Here is a 14,198-nt window from a genome sequence, read left to right on the forward strand (position 1 = left end):
TCAGATGTCCAATATGTATTGTAGTCCTACAGAATGACTCGGCTCAGTAATGCGCTTCAACTTGCACTCCTGGACACTACCATGCTATAATAGAAAATAAAAGAGGCGGCGGCTGCCCAAAAATCGGGTTCAATCCATTGTGGCACAATGATTACAGTCCATTTGAATTAAGTATCATTTTGATACCTTATTAGTATCAATTTGATACTTAATAGGTATCATTTTGATACTTTTCTATTGGTAATAACAGAATGTATATATGCATATAGGAGGTGAGGGGCTATTGAGCGACAGGGCACTAAAAGAAACAGTCAAGGTTCAAAAAGAGTATATTATCGTGGATCAGCAGACCGGAGAAGTGACGAACCAGGTGAAGAAACTAATGTATAGCGTAAAGCCTGGTGCGCGATATGTGAAAGAGTTCGCGCAGAATCCGTTGCTCCGGCAGCAAATACCACACTCAACAAGGACTCTTTTGAGTGCCTTGGCAGCCCGCCTCCCCTATGCCAATAGCGACCCCTATATCTCTCTTGGATCCGATGCGTTGAGTTCCATAGGAGAAACATACGGCCTCGGTGAGGCATCAATGAAACGCGGGTTGAAATATCTGATGGAGAACGGGTACTTGATCCGCATGGGACGCGGGAGGTACTTTTTGAATCCGTATCTATATGGTAGGGGGACAGCGGCAAATATCCTAGAACGCCAGAAGGAGTGGGACGCGCTTCAATCTCGTAAGAAAGACGAATCCCCCGCCTGACCATCACGGCCAAGCGGGGGCGTTTTTGTTATTCTGGGATTTGCACTCCGTTTTCCTTTAGCATTTCCATAATTCTCTCAAAGAAATCTGGTTTTGCTTTTTGAATAGATTCCAATACTTTTTTAGCATGGTGCCAATATCCCCTATCTCCTGAGTCTGAAGGGTATAGGCCACTTGGGCAACTAGGATAGAAGTCTGCGCTCAATGTTGTACCTCCAGCATAGTTTCCATCTTCGCTTCCAAATTCCATGGTTCCATCTTCCCGAAGCCTGCACCAATCAAAGTATTCTCCCCGCGGGCCCCAGCCGCCCTTTGATCTGACGTACCTATTCTTTCCTGAATTACTGCTCATTACGCCTCACCTTTTCTCATTTCTTTCGACCACTTTGCGGCGTATGCGTTACGGTTGCGCCTCGCCATCAGCCCCCCTCCCATTCCACCGGAACGACGAACATGCCGTAGTTCGGCCCTTGTCGGCACGCTCCAGGTGGATAGCATCAAGAATTGTCTCGGTTGCTACCACACCTATCCCCCTTCAATGCTATCATCTTCTCCCTCACCAGCTTGTCCACGACCTTCCCCACGTTGTTCCCGTAGCCACATATCTCGGCCAGCTTGTTTAGGTTCCAAGCGGTTTGAGCGGAGACGAGAATGGAGAGGCGGCGTAGGTTCTTTTTCATCCGTTTTTTAACCCCTCTCGGGACTCTTTCACTTTGTTGTCGATAATATCATCGTGAAACCCTGCATGAAAAATCCTGGTCCCAGCTGATTTCATATCTCTAACCCAGTACTCTTCTGCCTCCAGGATACAGCGGTAAATTTGGTTTTCTGCTCGTGAGAGCCCGCTCATTCTGGTTTTCCCAAGTAAACTTAGATAGTCCTTGTCACAGTATATTTTCATAACCATTTCCCGAATAAATCGAAGTTCTCGCGCCAAAGACTCATAAATTTTCTGCTTATCTGCATTATCAATAATTTTCAATATAATAACCTCCCTGCAATCCCTTACTTTCTCAGTTCCTCCACGCTTTCCTTGACCGCTCGGATGACGTACCGCACGTCTGCCTCGGTGGTATCCCATCCAATGGACAGCCGTAGAGAACCACGTCCGGTTTCCTCGGTGTACCCCATCGCCTTCAACACATGAGAGACACCAACCTGACCCTCCGAACAGGCCGAGCCGGAAGAAGCGCATACGCCCCGTTCATCCAGAGCTAGTACCAAGGCTTGTCCGTCAATACCCCTGAATACAAAGGAAGCGATGGATGGAGAACGCTGTGTGGGGTGTCCAGTCAGTTCCGTACCTAGAATAGAGAGGATGCCGTCAATCAGAATGTCACGTAGTTTAGTGAGATAGGGCACACTCTTGTCCAGGTTATTGGTTGCCCACTCAATTGCCGCACCCATTCCAGCGATACCAATTACATTTTCTGTCCCTGCCCGCTTTCCCGCCTCTTGGTGTCCCCCGTGGAGCATAGGGAGTATATCTACACCCCTGCGCACGAACAAGGCTCCTATGCCCTTCGGGCCACCGAACTTGTGAGCTGACATAGAGAGTAGGTCTACACCCGTCTCTCTCACATCAACCGAGATATGCCCGACGGCCTGGGTGGCATCGGTATGGAATAGCTTATCAGCGGAATTGGTCGCCCATGACGCAAGCGATTTCATGTCTTGTACTGTCCCAACCTCGTTGTTGACCCAAAGAATCGACATGGTATCAATGAATGTCAGGTCTATAACAGGTTTGGATGGTACAATTCCTAGATGGTCACTTTCGAGTCCGACAATTCCACCGCGCCGTCCATATTCCATCGAACTGTGCTCTACATTGCTTTTTACTGTACTAAATGCTGAAAGCACCCAAATATTTGCCTCCGTTGCCCCAGAGGTGAAGTAAATCTCGTCCGGCTCAGCGTTGATGGCCTTGGCGACCTTGGATCTGGCCTTTTCTACCAATTTTCGGGCCTCAGCACCAGCATAATGTAGTGATGACGGGTTTCCATATATATCAAACGCATCGTGCATCGCCCGTCTCGCAGGCAGGCATAGTGGCGTTGTCGCCGCATAGTCTGCGTACACATTTCGTGTCAATGTATGTATCCTCCTTGCAATTTTCACATGTGATAGAAGCAGAGCCATGCACCCGAATGGTTCTTCCACGGTGCTGAATTTTGATTTCGTTTCCATCCGTGGTGGCTATCATATTCCCACACGATTTACAAAAAACCGCTCTATGCATGGTTCCATCCCTTCTATCATCGAGATTTGGGCGGCGGGGCCCCCTTGCTTTAGCCATGGGGAGCGTCAATCCTCTCCTTGAACTCGTTCAAGGGCTATTCCTCCCCATAATGGCCTTGTATCTTCGCTCCAGTTTTTCGTCGGCATAGTCTGCATCTACGCTGTCAAGGAGGTCTCCATACTCCAGGATAACGGCCTCCATAGCGTCCCGGAATCTATCAATCCTGTCCGGGCCGAACCCGTACACCTCGTGCAAGGCCACAGCCGAGGCTTGATATACCGTGGTCAGGCATCTATGTACCAGTTCTTTCTTTTGATGTGCTGATACAGCGCCCTTTGCAGCCATGAGCTTCGCCGCGTATGCGTTCCTCCTCATGCCATATCCTCCTTCGGCGGTTCAGGGAGGGGCATCCAGTGGGTGACATGACAATTACAGACCCTGTTCCAGTCCCCGGTAATATCGTAATAGCAGTCCAGCACACTCATTGTTGTGCCAAAAAACCCAATTGGCGTACCGCTTTCACAATATTTATGCTCTTCGTTTTTGTCCATGCACCCGCCGTGCCAATAGTTTACATTGGTGCAAACGAGATAATGCCCAGGCGCATCCGGCAGCCTCTCCTTGACGCTAATCCACCCACTCATGCTGTCCGCCCTCCTCGCCGTGGACTTTCTTTTTCATCTCTTTTGCAGCTCCTTCACCCACACCAAGGGCATAGGAATAAAGCAACCAGCAAACGAAGCTTCCTACCCAGCAGAAAACCAAGACAGGCATCGGCACCACAAACCAGCCATTTGCCTTGACGATGGACAGGATGATGCCCAGGAAAAGGAGCAGTCTAATCATTGCCGCCCTCCCCGTCGTGGATGGAGCCCTCCGCAATATCCCTTGCCTTTACTGCGTCTGCAAGAGTACGATAAGCACCGATATATTTTTGCTTTCCATTTATGTCTCCATTATCCAGCCGCTTGGCTTTGAAAAGGATTTCTCTCATTGTTTTTCCTCCATCATCGTTAAAGCCTTCTGCAAGCAAGCCTGTATCTCTTCACTGATAGCAGCATTGCTCTTTGCGAATGTACTGTCTAAGTAGTTTTTGTCATGGTAAGCAAGAGTTTCTAGAGCTAACGCAACACGAATGTACTCTTCTGACGTTTTGCATACACACTCAGGGGATTTCATTGGGCACCTCCGATGATCTCGTCCAATGTGGCCCGCCTTATGCTCCTCAGCGTAGGAAACGTTTCATCAAGGTTCTCAAGACTGCCCTTATAGTTGTCTTCGTCATCATACATGTAAAATGTCTGTCCCACTATATCAACGTATGCCAATGTTTTAACAACTGGATATAGCACTTTGATAGCCTTCGCCCTCTCCACCTCCTGCTCCGTCCAGCGGGGCTTTCGGATGATGCGGTCGGGGTGGTTGATGGCATAGCAGAGTGTCTCTATACACGTGTTATAGATTTTCCCTTCTTCATCAATTCTGCAATAAGTGGATTTTCGAACCGGCGTTTCGATTGTAAAAACTTCGTCCACCTCAACCCCCAGAACCTCGCAAATTCTAGGCTTGTCCATGTTGGCCTCCTCCACCGGCGCAGGCATCAGAACTGGGTTGTACTCCCGCTCCAATTCCTCCCGGATTTTCTCTTTTTCTTCATCCAAATAACTTATTCTCCAATATCTTTCAAGCTCAATGATGTGCATTACTTGCTTATCAGAGAAAAGATACAGATGGTCTCTTACCACGGCTTCCCTCTTACTCCTATCTGGATGAGCAGACCCGCCGAAACAGCATTGGCAGTGCTCAATATCGTAATCACAAATAGGGCATTTCTCTTTCATGTTGGCCTCCTCCTTGATTTTCAGGTACTTTTCGATGGCTTCGTCCAGGTTGGCATCCCCCTTTGTGTATGGCACCCAGCAGCTTCCGTCCTCTTTCCGGTACTGGCAGCCCTCGTTCTCATCCCAGGAGCAGCAGGGGCCGGGGCCGCCGTGAGCACAGTCGCAGCACATACCTTCTATGGCGTTGGGTCCCTTATGTTTTGCCGCCTCCGGCCCTCCATCCCGTTCCATACAAAACCGGATATATTCCTCGATAAATTTCATGTCATTTTCGGCGCCCTTGATTTTCCCCTTCCAGCCGCAGGAGGGGCAGTAGAATGTATCTCCACGCCCTCCGTTCCCGCAGTTTCCGCCGCAGTTGGGGCACTCAGCGTCCATAAATATCAGGCTACTCATGGTCGGCCTCCATCCTTACAATAAATCTCCCTATTTCATGCCGCCTTGCTCGGCATTTTTTGTTGTGGCAATCAAACAGGACTCCAGCTTTTCCGGGCCCCTCCACGTCCATCGTCCTCCCAATGAGCTTTTTGGATGGGCTGGTACATTTCTCGCAGTTAGGTAATTCCAACTTACTCAGGTCTAAAATTCGGTCTGTCATGGTTGGCCTCCTTTCGCTGGCCGTAGGAGCAGAAACTCAATGGATGATATTCGTAGGTGTTTTGCTCAAGCACAAAATTTCTCCCAATAAATTCAATGCGGCGAATACATTCATCTTTGTACTTGCATTCCCAACAATAGCACCCGCCGGCAGCGTGAACAGGGTCAACCGTCGGCAACTCATCAAACATACGCTGCATGACGGCTCCAGTCACCCCATCACCACCAAAGCACTCTCGTGCATTATCCGCATCAACTAGTCTCATGATCGGCCTCCTCGTCCATGAGAGCGCCGCACGAAGGGCAAAACATAAATTTACTTGGCTCAATGCCCCAGTTGTTATTTTCGTCTTGATGGAATAAAGAAACCCCACAGTTTGTACAGCATACCCCAGAACCATAATCTGACCAGAAAGCGTGCCGCACCTCCGCAACGTCGGCGGCGGGGAGCCCCTCAAAGTCCGAAACAACAGAGGCACATGATTCGTCTGCGAAAAGCCATAGCAGATTGATAGCATCCGCCTTCTCGATGTACTCCTTCATTCCTCCGCCTCCCACTGTTTCTTCATGTCTTCGTATAACTCTTCCATCTTTCGATTCCACCCCTTGAGCTTCCGCAGGACAAGCAGGCCAAGCGCCATCCACTCCACAGCGGCTATAATTGTAAGAATATCAGCCATCCTGCTCCCTCCGTAGTGCGGCCTCGGCTTCCTTTGGGGTATCCCCAAATACACACCCGTTGTCCATATCATGTAAAACATTGATGGCGCTTGCATAATGGGCTTTTGCCGGTTTGGGGAAGCGCGCACTGCACATATACACCCATCTCGGAGGCTTGAATGGCAGCACCACGCACCGCCCTTCATCGTCGGCCTGCTTGAGTTCGCGGAGGCGGTCAATGGGGCCGAGAGCACGATATTGCTCCAGCTCTTGCTTGTCCACTCTCAGTCCGAAAGCCTCACCCTTGAGTTGTTCGATTTCCCCTGGCTCCAAGCCAGTCTCCTCATAGGCTGCGAGGCGGTCACAGACATCTTTATTCATTTGTCCATATAGGTGGGGCTTGAAACACGCCCTGCCATCGGCTGATCTTCTGGTCAACCGTTCCATGTCAGTCCTCCTTTTGGCCGTCCCACTTCCATGCGGGGCAAAGTTTGTGCAGGTCCTCTACTGCCGCATCCCTTTCCCGTTTTACCCGTTCCAGCTCAGCTTGTACGGCTTCCAACTCCTCGTGCGCCTTGACAATTTCCGTTTTGGCGCAAACGATAGGGCAGTCGTGGCACTTGTCCTCATAGTGTTTCAGACGGGTGATTTCTGCCCTGGTCTGCTCCAACTCGGTCAGAACTTTTATGTATGCCCGTTCTGCATTTTCATAGAGGTGTTGCCTATTGTCTGCGCTCCTCCTTTGCCGCTCTACTTCGTCCCGCAACCTCTCGTTTTCGGCCTGGAGTGCGGAGAGAGCAGTGGCGGCATCAAGGGCAACGCCTCTTTTCAGGTCATTCCCTTCAAAATATCCGTTTAATTGCTCAATCAGCTTCTCAATGTCCATCACTTTCCCTCCTCCGGCGGCCCATCCCAGGCTGTCCAGTATTTGTCGTACAGATCCATCGCAAACGGCTTGATGTGCTTGCAGTATAGGTACCCGTCCTTTACCCCCTCTGCAATCTCCAGGCCGCCCCATTGGAGCTGGGCTATCCCTGCACCCTCAATGTAGATTGCGGTCTCCTGGGTGATGGATTCCATCTCCTGGCGGGTGTATTGGCGTCTCATGGCGATACCTCCGGCGGGCGGCGGTAGGCAAGCCATGTTTGGCCGTATAGTTCTCTATTTCCGCAATCGTACTGGTCAAACGCCGACACAAACAAAGCCTTAATATCGTCAACGGTATGCACTAACACCCAGCAACTTTCCCCATCTTCCAGCTCGACGATATATACAGGCTTTTCCACCATATTGCCCAGCTCATTCCATGTCAGCGGCTCGTTCGGCGGGGGGAGGGTGGGCATATGCTCAACGCAGTACATTACCCGTCCCATCAATGCCTTTTGTGCATCGGATTTTGCCAGTTTATTTGCAATATTTGCAATCTCCAACTCGAGTAGCTCTCCATCAATCGCCCTTTCCATCTTTCAGCGCCTCCTTAACCATGCGTGGGCTTCCCTTTGTGGGGATTTCTTGCGTTGGCAATAAAAGCATCCATAATAAGCGTGAGACGATTATGTTTGACTTCGCCATTTCCATCGATATAAAAGTTTTTCATGCTCCACCGCTGGAGTTCTCGACCAAATGGATAATCTACCACGATATCCTGACCAATCAGGGCAATAAATTCAGGTCTGGTCATCTTTCAGCGCCTCCAATTCCTTCAATCTGATGTCCACGGCCTCGTCCGTCATGGGAGCGCCGCAGGCTGGGCAAAAGTTTTGTGCTTCCTCCATACTATCAAGGTCGTGTTCACACCTTGAACATTCCTGCCAAGTACATCCATCGTCATCAGTCATGCCTATCCACTCACCCCTCCACGACTTCTCCACCTGCTCCCGGCTGACGGGGCGGAGGGCGGAGAGGGCCATATCAATAGCATCCCAATAAGACAGCCCATCTTCCCGGTCATCCCATTCCGGAGTCCTCCGCTGTATAGTTTTCAGGCACTTAATCGCTTCTTCCCGCGTCATCCCTTTTATCCTACTCATCAGCAACCCTTCTCCTTTTATCTCCGCTAATAATCTTCCAAACATAACCAGCGCTTAACCCGTACTTCTTTGCAAGGGCGGTTGTGCTGTGTTTTCTGTCGTTTGGAATGTACTCTGTTCTAATTGCTATCACAATATCGGGCGTAGCTTTCTTTGCAAAATCTCCAATTAGCCCTGTTTTAATTGCATGTTCAATGTTTTTCTTGTGCGTAACCCATTCGAGATTTGATGCACAGTTATTTTTCTTGTCCCCGTCTATATGATTTACTTCAGAAAACCCGTCCGGGTTCGGGATAAAAGCCTCTGCAACAATCCTGTGAACACTTTTCATAACAGAATCGCCCAACCACACCTTGTCGTAGCCATTCGTATCATCATGCTTTACTAAGGTAAATCCATCAATTGTATACTTTCGGCCCAATTTGTTGATGTAAGTTCTTGGGATAGACATTATATTTCCGAAATTGCTAACGATATATTTTCCTTCAAATCCTTTCACCGGTTTCCAATGCTCTTTCATTCCATTCCCTCCAGCATCTCCATCTCCTTCGCGCTCAGAATCGGCGCGCGGATGTTCCACTCAAGCAAGGTATTATTTCTCACATAGAAAAAGTCAAACTTATATCTGAGCCATTTATGTATTTGTCTTGTGCCACATTTTTTGCACCTGACAACGGTTTCTTTCAGCCCGATTTTCTCATTTCCGCGCTCGATATATTCGGCCTCTCCGCCACAGTGAGCGCACGGCAGCAGCACTTCCGCATCCGTCAGCCGCTTGGCCGCCTCTCTATCGCCCAACAGGGCGCGCGTCTTATCGTCCATTGTTCGGGTCCTCCTTGACTGCTTTCCAGCGTTCTTTGCGGCTACACGTTCCGCCAGCCGCATCACAAATGCTCTTGGATGAGCATCGTTCACACGGTCCAGCCTTAAAAAATTGTTTCATGTACATCGCGGTGGTCGATATGCTGTATCCGGTGGCCTGGGATATCTCCTCCGGCCCATGCCCGTCCAGCGCCATGCGCTCCAGCAAATCGCGGGACGGTTTTGGCTTTTTCGCTCTGGTATGCAGTAGGCAGCCAACTCTTTTGGGGTTACAGTCCGGCAGCGGGCACTGTCCACAGATTGCCGCCTCTTCCGCGTCCCGCTCCGTGATATTGCGCTCCACGATCGGCTCCATCGCGTCCAGACTGCGCCAGGGTGCCACCGCTCCGCTGATGCCGTAGGGGTCTGCGGTTATCATGGGCTATACCTCCACCACATGGATTCCGCGCCCGGCCATGAGCTTTTTCTTAAGCTCATATTCCTTGGTTCGGAAGCCCTTCACATCTTCCACCACAGGCAGCCAGTGGACGGCGCCCGTGCAATCCGGCTCTGTAGGCCGCTCATATGCAAAGTCGGCCCGGTACTTGATGGCCCGAACACGCTCGCCCAGCGGTGTCGTGAACGCCTCCTGGAGTGTGAACTCCGGCTGGAGCTTCAAATCTCTGATTTCTCCGGCACACAGCATGAGCATGAGTTGGTCATACCGTACGGCCTCTTTCTGACTGTCGAAGGTGATGCCATTTCGCACCGCCTTCTTGTTGCCGTATTTATTCACAGGGCAAGGCCCCTTTCGTCGAGAATGTCCATCCAGGCCTCCCAGGTCAGCCCTGCCTTTTTTGCATCTTCCCAAGTGCCTGGAACCCCGGCCGCTCTACACTGACGGCGCAGCTCCTGCCACCGCTCCCGAAGGGCTTCCACCGCAGGATCTATGTAACGGGCAGTTGGAGCCGGAGTCGGAAAATTCTGTGTTTTGGGGAGCTCTGGCTGTGGGCAGCGTGAGGAGATGTCGGTCGGGTCAGGCCAGTATTTTTGTGTCCGAAAATAGCTCACCACCGCCTCCCGCACATCGTCCACAGAGTAAGGGGCCAGCGTCAGCGCCCAAACAGCCCGCAAAGCATTGTCCCTGAGGCGAGGGTCTTTAGGCCGGTAGAAAGCAAATAGCTCGAACAGCTTGTCCGTGTCCTCACGGGTCAAAATATCACGTCCTTCCTGTACTTCTACCGGAAGTCTACCGATAGAAGCCTTCTTCTCCTCCAAATTACCGCCATTCTCTCAGGAGAAGGAGGAGGAACGGGGGGATAATAGGGGGATAGAGATAGGGGGTGTGGGGGGAAGAGAAAGGGGGCAGAAGGGGGGCGGTCGTCAGGATACAGCACGGGGCACACCCCGCCGTCTATCCCTGTTCGCCCTGGCTCTTCCGACCGATACGCCTGGAAGCGTTGTCGATTAAAATGGTAGCTCCCCGTCATCATCTGTCAGCTCTGCGAACTCCGCCCCACCAGACCCCGGTTCCGCCGGGGGCGGTGTATAGGCTCCGCCGGATTCCGCACCGCCTTCCGCGTCCCGCTTGGAGTCGCCGAAGTAGACATGATCGGCCAGTACTTCGGCGGTGCGGCGCTTGTTGCCGTCCTTATCCGTCCAGTCCCGGAGCTGTAAGCGGCCATCTACCACGGCCATGCGGCCTTTGGCGAAGTAGCGGGAGACAAATTCGGCGGAGCTGCGCCATGCCACGATGTCAATGAAGTCCGTGGTCTTCTCCCCGGTCTGCTTGTCCTTGAAGTCCCGATCCACCGCCAAGGAGAAGTTTGCCACAGACACCCCGCTCTGCGTCTGGCGCAGCTCGGGATCACGGGTCAGACGGCCCATGAGAATAATCCGGTTCAGCACACGTAGCCCTCCTTCGTAATAAAGGCCCTTAGTTCATCCGGGCTGTAATAGACCCGTACTCCGATTCTGACGCACCGGATCTTTTTATCGTCTCTAAGCTCGTCCAATGTATCCACACTGATGTTCAGCACATCGGCAGCCTCCTTGCGTGTCAGTAGTAGCTTTTCCATTCCATTAACTTCCTTCTTCGTGATGTTGATGCAGGAACACATACCGGCTGTTCGGCCCCATCTGTTGATAAAGCCAGTCCTCCGCCTGTTCCCGGCTTAAATGGTTCTGCGCAGCGGCCCACTCATACGAGAACTCACCCGCGGCCCTCTTTGCCTCCATGCGGGCCTCCAGCTCGGCCCGGGTGTGGTTTGCCTCCACCATGTAGAGGTCGTATCCCCTGGCCTCGATGCCGTCCAGCGTGCCGGTGTCCGTTGCGTAGAAAAGGTGTTCTTTCCCGTCAAAGATGTGCCATGCACAGTTCGGGACGTTGTGCGGTATGAACTCCGGCCTCACACACGCCAATCCTTTATATAGCGCCGCATCCGCGATGTCCTTGTAACCATGTGGGCTTATCACATCAATCCGCCGCTTGTCCACCCCGGCCTCCAGCAGCGGCCCGACCATCCACTCGCAGCACCCCCAGCGGATGGAGGGCCGCTCTTTTGCAAGGGCCCGCACCGTCCGGGGGTTGAAATGGTCTCCGTGAATATGGGTGAGCAGCACCAACCGCAGGTCTTTCTTGACCCGCTCCAGGGCTTTGAAGGGCACGCCGCAGTCAATCAGAATACGGTCGTTGATGACCACGGCGTTGCCCTTGGAGCCGGTGGAGACGATGTTATAGGTCATTGAGGTTTACCTGTTCGTCGCCAGTGTCCCCAGAAGCCTCGTTGCCATCGCCCTCCTGCGGCTCGTACTGAACTGGCTCCGGAAGTTCGGCGGGCGGTGTCTGAATGTAGTCGCCATCCTCAGCAGCCACAGCGTCCGCCTCAAAGGCCGTCTGGAGTTCAATAGACATGACGCCCCACTTGGAGATGAGCTGCCGGAGCATGGTCTTGAAGGCCATAGCATCGAAGTCCTTCTCCCAGAAGGTATAACCCTTCTTGGCCGCGTATCCCTTGGAATATCGAAGGGCGTGGGCCTCCATCTTGTCCCGGCTCCAGTAGATGGTCTTTCGGAAGCCGTTCAGATACTCGAACATGGCGAGATAGCCGACGGTGGCGGAGTCCTCACGGGCTAGCTCATCCGGGTTGAGATTCACCTCCACCTCCTCGGTGAGAGGGTCGAATCGAACCAATTCCCCGGCCTTGACGGCGATCACGTTCAGGTGCTTGTAGTAGCCGGAGCGGAGGGCAAGCTGGATATATCCCTTGTAACCAAGGACAAATTGGGCGTCTGTCGTCTCCGGTTTTATCAGATTGCCTTGACGGTCATATTTCGCCTTATTTTTGAACGGGACGAGGTAATACTGTCCCAACTGAGGAGACGGAGAAAGATTCAGGCTTTCGCCCAGCAGAGCGCCGGATAGGATGGTGGCCGGGTCGCATTCCTGGAGCGCCGGGTTTGTTGCCACGGCGGAGGTGATAGAGGCCACAAATCTCTGGGCCTTCTTAGGGTCACGCAGGGTATTGTTAATCATCTTCTGATAGCCCGGCGTGGAAATCATCACGGAAAACTTGGGGCGCTGGGCCTGGGTAGCTACTGCGTTACTCATAACGGATTCCCTCCTGATTCAAAAATCCTTTTAACTTGCGAAGTTGTGGTTTTGTAGCGTGAACAGTGAAGGTGCACTTATACAACTGTTCGGCCTGCACGGGCGGATCCACGGCAGTAGGCACGGCGGCCTCAACCTTTGCCACCACTTCGGCCTCCCGTGCCCTCTGCACTTCCCGGAGCGCCTGTGCCTCCTTCTCGGCCTCAATGCGCCGGTGCCGTTCCTGCACGGCAGATATGGCCGCCGGGGCGTCCAGCGTCCGCTTGAACTCCACCATGATTTCCTCGGCGTCGTCCATGCCGGAGATCAGCTCTACGCTGCACGCAACCCCGGCCACGAAGTCCGCCAGCTGCTCCCGCAGCTTCTTGGGTGTCTTCTGTTTGGCGGAGGCCATGTCTACCTTCAAACCGGCCTGCTCGAACCGGATAAAGTCGATGCGCTCGGCGGCACACAGTTCCGCGAAATACTCCCGCAGACCGTCCTCGCAGCGCTGCTTGATTTCACGCTCGGTGGCGTCTACCTTGCCCTTTAACGCCGCGTCCGCCGCCCTGAAAGCGTCACTGACGCACTCCTTATAGACAGCCTCAAACTGTTCGTAAGGGCCGAGTACGGCTTTCTTTGCCGCCTTGCGCTGCTCCTCCAGCGTCTGGAACTCTTTATTCAGATCGGCCCGGACGGCTTTCACGGCCTGCACGGTCTCCTCATTACAGACAAGGGCGAGTGCTTCCCCCACCCGCTTGTCCACGGTCTCCTTCATGGCCCGCAGCCGCTCCTCGATTACCGGGAGCTGGGCCACGCGAATCAACTCGTTCATTTCTTCCCCTCCAGTAACATTTTTCGCAAAGATGCCCAGGCATCAGTGAGAATAGGCCGTAGATTTCTCCGCCGCACTCGCGGCAGTAAGCGTACACAGGCTCCTGCTGCACATCCCGATACGGCGAAAAAGGCAGCCACCACTCCATATCAGGCAATCGCCGGAAGCACCGCCCGCGGGCAGCCATCCTCACGCATATAAAGAAATCCGGTTCGGCCATCCGAGAGGCGGATATGCACTGCCCCGTCCAGGGCGTTAATCTCGTCGATTGGATAGCCGATATTCTCCATCGCCCAGCGCAGCAGGGCGGAAATATTTCTGGTATTCAGCATTGACTTCCCATCCTTCGTGCCCTAAAATAAGGGCAGATGTTCTTTCCCTTGCCGCCCTCCGGTCTCGCACACCGGGGAGCGGCGCTTTTATTTGTAAATAACGGCTTCCGCTCGTGTAATAAAATGATGAATGCCAGTAGAGCACTCGTTCCAGCGGTCATCATCAAAATCAGACACTTCAACGATTTCCCCTATGGTATAAACAAAGTCCGGATCATAATTGCTCTTTACCTGGCCGCCAGCAGGATTTCCGTTGATATCTGTGATACTCAATACCTTGGCCTTACTGGCGCGGCATTTTCGGCTAGTAGCGGAGGACCGGCGTGCATCTGCGGGGATTTCCAACTCCACAACAAGGCCACTTGCCTTTTTATAGCCGATATAAGAACCGGAATCTGGGCATTGCAGCGGGTAAAAAACTGTATGAATATCCCATATCATTTGATCCATAGATGCACAGCTCAGGTTGGCATTGCTCAGGTCGGCACCGCGCAGGTTGGCACCGAACAGG

Annotated in this window: 32 protein-coding genes; 1 reads left to right on the forward strand and 31 read right to left on the reverse strand. The window is 52.5% G+C overall.

Annotated elements, in window-relative coordinates; translation table 11 throughout:
- Nucleotides 1–283 precede the first annotated feature (283 nt).
- A complete protein-coding gene (locus HMPREF0372_RS03865) occupies nucleotides 284–760 on the forward strand; it encodes a helix-turn-helix domain-containing protein (RefSeq protein ID WP_039996633.1) in 477 nt (158 codons plus the stop codon).
- A 28-nt stretch (nucleotides 761–788) separates the two neighbouring features.
- On the opposite strand, the gene HMPREF0372_RS19595 is transcribed toward HMPREF0372_RS03865, so the two are convergent.
- From HMPREF0372_RS19595 to HMPREF0372_RS19005, 31 genes are all read right to left on the reverse strand, one after another.
- On the reverse strand, nucleotides 789–1,112 hold the full coding sequence (locus HMPREF0372_RS19595) for a hypothetical protein (RefSeq protein WP_169314515.1): 324 nt from the start codon (nucleotides 1,110–1,112) through the stop codon (nucleotides 789–791).
- 145 nt (nucleotides 1,113–1,257) lie between these two features.
- Nucleotides 1,258–1,440, reverse strand: a complete 183-nt coding sequence (locus HMPREF0372_RS03870) for a hypothetical protein (RefSeq protein ID WP_007489147.1) — start codon at nucleotides 1,438–1,440, stop codon at nucleotides 1,258–1,260.
- Complete coding sequence (locus HMPREF0372_RS03875) at nucleotides 1,437–1,742, reverse strand: hypothetical protein (RefSeq protein ID WP_007489148.1); 306 nt, start codon at nucleotides 1,740–1,742, stop codon at nucleotides 1,437–1,439. The genes HMPREF0372_RS03870 and HMPREF0372_RS03875 overlap by 4 nt, the downstream gene beginning before the upstream one ends.
- 23 nt (nucleotides 1,743–1,765) lie before the next feature.
- On the reverse strand, nucleotides 1,766–2,854 hold the full coding sequence (locus HMPREF0372_RS03880) for a cysteine desulfurase family protein (protein ID WP_039996634.1): 1,089 nt from the start codon (nucleotides 2,852–2,854) through the stop codon (nucleotides 1,766–1,768).
- A 235-nt stretch (nucleotides 2,855–3,089) separates the two neighbouring features.
- Complete coding sequence (locus HMPREF0372_RS03885; protein ID WP_007489151.1) at nucleotides 3,090–3,377, reverse strand: hypothetical protein; 288 nt, start codon at nucleotides 3,375–3,377, stop codon at nucleotides 3,090–3,092.
- Nucleotides 3,374–3,646, reverse strand: coding sequence for a DUF551 domain-containing protein (locus tag HMPREF0372_RS03890; protein WP_039996635.1), 273 nt, complete (start codon nucleotides 3,644–3,646; stop codon nucleotides 3,374–3,376). Before HMPREF0372_RS03890 ends, HMPREF0372_RS03885 begins: the two co-directional genes overlap by 4 nt.
- Nucleotides 3,630–3,848 (reverse strand): hypothetical protein, encoded by a 219-nt coding sequence (locus HMPREF0372_RS03895; protein ID WP_007489155.1) that lies wholly within the window; start codon nucleotides 3,846–3,848, stop codon nucleotides 3,630–3,632. Before HMPREF0372_RS03895 ends, HMPREF0372_RS03890 begins: the two co-directional genes overlap by 17 nt.
- A complete protein-coding gene (locus HMPREF0372_RS19600) occupies nucleotides 3,841–3,996 on the reverse strand; it encodes a hypothetical protein (RefSeq protein ID WP_007489157.1) in 156 nt (51 codons plus the stop codon). The genes HMPREF0372_RS03895 and HMPREF0372_RS19600 overlap by 8 nt, the downstream gene beginning before the upstream one ends.
- Entirely contained in the window at nucleotides 3,993–4,181 is a 189-nt protein-coding gene (locus HMPREF0372_RS03900) for a hypothetical protein (protein WP_007489158.1), read from the reverse strand. Before HMPREF0372_RS03900 ends, HMPREF0372_RS19600 begins: the two co-directional genes overlap by 4 nt.
- The gene (locus HMPREF0372_RS03905; RefSeq protein WP_007489160.1) at nucleotides 4,178–5,239 is read right to left on the reverse strand and encodes a hypothetical protein; all 1,062 of its coding nucleotides are present in this window, start codon (nucleotides 5,237–5,239) and stop codon (nucleotides 4,178–4,180) included. Before HMPREF0372_RS03905 ends, HMPREF0372_RS03900 begins: the two co-directional genes overlap by 4 nt.
- Before the next feature lie 173 nt (nucleotides 5,240–5,412).
- Complete coding sequence (locus HMPREF0372_RS19605; protein WP_155116960.1) at nucleotides 5,413–5,706, reverse strand: hypothetical protein; 294 nt, start codon at nucleotides 5,704–5,706, stop codon at nucleotides 5,413–5,415.
- Nucleotides 5,693–5,983: a hypothetical protein gene (locus HMPREF0372_RS03920; protein WP_007489162.1), complete on the reverse strand. Its 291-nt coding sequence runs from the start codon at nucleotides 5,981–5,983 to the stop codon at nucleotides 5,693–5,695. Before HMPREF0372_RS03920 ends, HMPREF0372_RS19605 begins: the two co-directional genes overlap by 14 nt.
- Entirely contained in the window at nucleotides 5,980–6,120 is a 141-nt protein-coding gene (locus tag HMPREF0372_RS19610; RefSeq protein ID WP_007489163.1) for a hypothetical protein, read from the reverse strand. Before HMPREF0372_RS19610 ends, HMPREF0372_RS03920 begins: the two co-directional genes overlap by 4 nt.
- A complete protein-coding gene (locus HMPREF0372_RS03925) occupies nucleotides 6,113–6,547 on the reverse strand; it encodes a hypothetical protein (protein WP_039996640.1) in 435 nt (144 codons plus the stop codon). The genes HMPREF0372_RS19610 and HMPREF0372_RS03925 overlap by 8 nt, the downstream gene beginning before the upstream one ends.
- Nucleotide 6,548: 1 nt before the next feature.
- Nucleotides 6,549–6,986: a hypothetical protein gene (locus HMPREF0372_RS03930; protein WP_007489167.1), complete on the reverse strand. Its 438-nt coding sequence runs from the start codon at nucleotides 6,984–6,986 to the stop codon at nucleotides 6,549–6,551.
- On the reverse strand, nucleotides 6,986–7,207 hold the full coding sequence (locus HMPREF0372_RS03935) for a hypothetical protein (RefSeq protein ID WP_007489169.1): 222 nt from the start codon (nucleotides 7,205–7,207) through the stop codon (nucleotides 6,986–6,988). The genes HMPREF0372_RS03930 and HMPREF0372_RS03935 overlap by 1 nt, the downstream gene beginning before the upstream one ends.
- On the reverse strand, nucleotides 7,204–7,563 hold the full coding sequence (locus tag HMPREF0372_RS03940; protein WP_007489171.1) for a hypothetical protein: 360 nt from the start codon (nucleotides 7,561–7,563) through the stop codon (nucleotides 7,204–7,206). The genes HMPREF0372_RS03935 and HMPREF0372_RS03940 overlap by 4 nt, the downstream gene beginning before the upstream one ends.
- Nucleotides 7,564–7,577: 14 nt before the next feature.
- Entirely contained in the window at nucleotides 7,578–7,781 is a 204-nt protein-coding gene (locus tag HMPREF0372_RS03945; RefSeq protein WP_021631864.1) for a hypothetical protein, read from the reverse strand.
- Complete coding sequence (locus tag HMPREF0372_RS03950) at nucleotides 7,768–8,130, reverse strand: hypothetical protein (RefSeq protein WP_007489173.1); 363 nt, start codon at nucleotides 8,128–8,130, stop codon at nucleotides 7,768–7,770. Before HMPREF0372_RS03950 ends, HMPREF0372_RS03945 begins: the two co-directional genes overlap by 14 nt.
- Nucleotides 8,123–8,650 carry an NUMOD4 motif-containing HNH endonuclease gene (locus HMPREF0372_RS03955; protein WP_007489175.1) on the reverse strand — a complete coding sequence of 176 codons (528 nt, stop codon included), beginning with the start codon at nucleotides 8,648–8,650 and terminating at the stop codon, nucleotides 8,123–8,125. Before HMPREF0372_RS03955 ends, HMPREF0372_RS03950 begins: the two co-directional genes overlap by 8 nt.
- On the reverse strand, nucleotides 8,647–8,952 hold the full coding sequence (locus HMPREF0372_RS03960) for a Lar family restriction alleviation protein (protein WP_007489177.1): 306 nt from the start codon (nucleotides 8,950–8,952) through the stop codon (nucleotides 8,647–8,649). The genes HMPREF0372_RS03955 and HMPREF0372_RS03960 overlap by 4 nt, the downstream gene beginning before the upstream one ends.
- Nucleotides 8,942–9,370, reverse strand: coding sequence for a hypothetical protein (locus tag HMPREF0372_RS19970; RefSeq protein ID WP_007489179.1), 429 nt, complete (start codon nucleotides 9,368–9,370; stop codon nucleotides 8,942–8,944). The genes HMPREF0372_RS03960 and HMPREF0372_RS19970 overlap by 11 nt, the downstream gene beginning before the upstream one ends.
- A 3-nt stretch (nucleotides 9,371–9,373) precedes the next feature.
- The gene (locus HMPREF0372_RS03970) at nucleotides 9,374–9,727 is read right to left on the reverse strand and encodes a DUF1064 domain-containing protein (protein WP_007489181.1); all 354 of its coding nucleotides are present in this window, start codon (nucleotides 9,725–9,727) and stop codon (nucleotides 9,374–9,376) included.
- Nucleotides 9,724–10,209 carry a hypothetical protein gene (locus HMPREF0372_RS03975; RefSeq protein WP_007489183.1) on the reverse strand — a complete coding sequence of 162 codons (486 nt, stop codon included), beginning with the start codon at nucleotides 10,207–10,209 and terminating at the stop codon, nucleotides 9,724–9,726. Before HMPREF0372_RS03975 ends, HMPREF0372_RS03970 begins: the two co-directional genes overlap by 4 nt.
- 189 nt (nucleotides 10,210–10,398) lie before the next feature.
- Entirely contained in the window at nucleotides 10,399–10,839 is a 441-nt protein-coding gene (locus HMPREF0372_RS03980; protein WP_007489185.1) for a single-stranded DNA-binding protein, read from the reverse strand.
- Nucleotides 10,833–11,009, reverse strand: a complete 177-nt coding sequence (locus HMPREF0372_RS19000; protein ID WP_007489187.1) for a helix-turn-helix domain-containing protein — start codon at nucleotides 11,007–11,009, stop codon at nucleotides 10,833–10,835. Before HMPREF0372_RS19000 ends, HMPREF0372_RS03980 begins: the two co-directional genes overlap by 7 nt.
- A gap of 4 nt (nucleotides 11,010–11,013) precedes the next feature.
- Nucleotides 11,014–11,676 (reverse strand): MBL fold metallo-hydrolase, encoded by a 663-nt coding sequence (locus tag HMPREF0372_RS18650; protein ID WP_007489189.1) that lies wholly within the window; start codon nucleotides 11,674–11,676, stop codon nucleotides 11,014–11,016.
- A complete protein-coding gene (locus HMPREF0372_RS03990) occupies nucleotides 11,666–12,541 on the reverse strand; it encodes a recombinase RecT (protein WP_007489191.1) in 876 nt (291 codons plus the stop codon). Before HMPREF0372_RS03990 ends, HMPREF0372_RS18650 begins: the two co-directional genes overlap by 11 nt.
- The gene (locus HMPREF0372_RS03995; RefSeq protein ID WP_007489192.1) at nucleotides 12,534–13,355 is read right to left on the reverse strand and encodes a DUF1351 domain-containing protein; all 822 of its coding nucleotides are present in this window, start codon (nucleotides 13,353–13,355) and stop codon (nucleotides 12,534–12,536) included. Before HMPREF0372_RS03995 ends, HMPREF0372_RS03990 begins: the two co-directional genes overlap by 8 nt.
- A 149-nt stretch (nucleotides 13,356–13,504) precedes the next feature.
- Nucleotides 13,505–13,687: a hypothetical protein gene (locus HMPREF0372_RS04000; protein WP_007489194.1), complete on the reverse strand. Its 183-nt coding sequence runs from the start codon at nucleotides 13,685–13,687 to the stop codon at nucleotides 13,505–13,507.
- Nucleotides 13,688–13,774: 87 nt separating this feature from the next.
- On the reverse strand, nucleotides 13,775–14,198 hold a 424-nt coding region (locus HMPREF0372_RS19005), incomplete at its 5' end, for a DUF5758 domain-containing protein (protein WP_039996644.1).

The organism is Flavonifractor plautii ATCC 29863, from assembly GCF_000239295.1.
Classification (GTDB): domain Bacteria; phylum Bacillota; class Clostridia; order Oscillospirales; family Oscillospiraceae; genus Flavonifractor; species Flavonifractor plautii.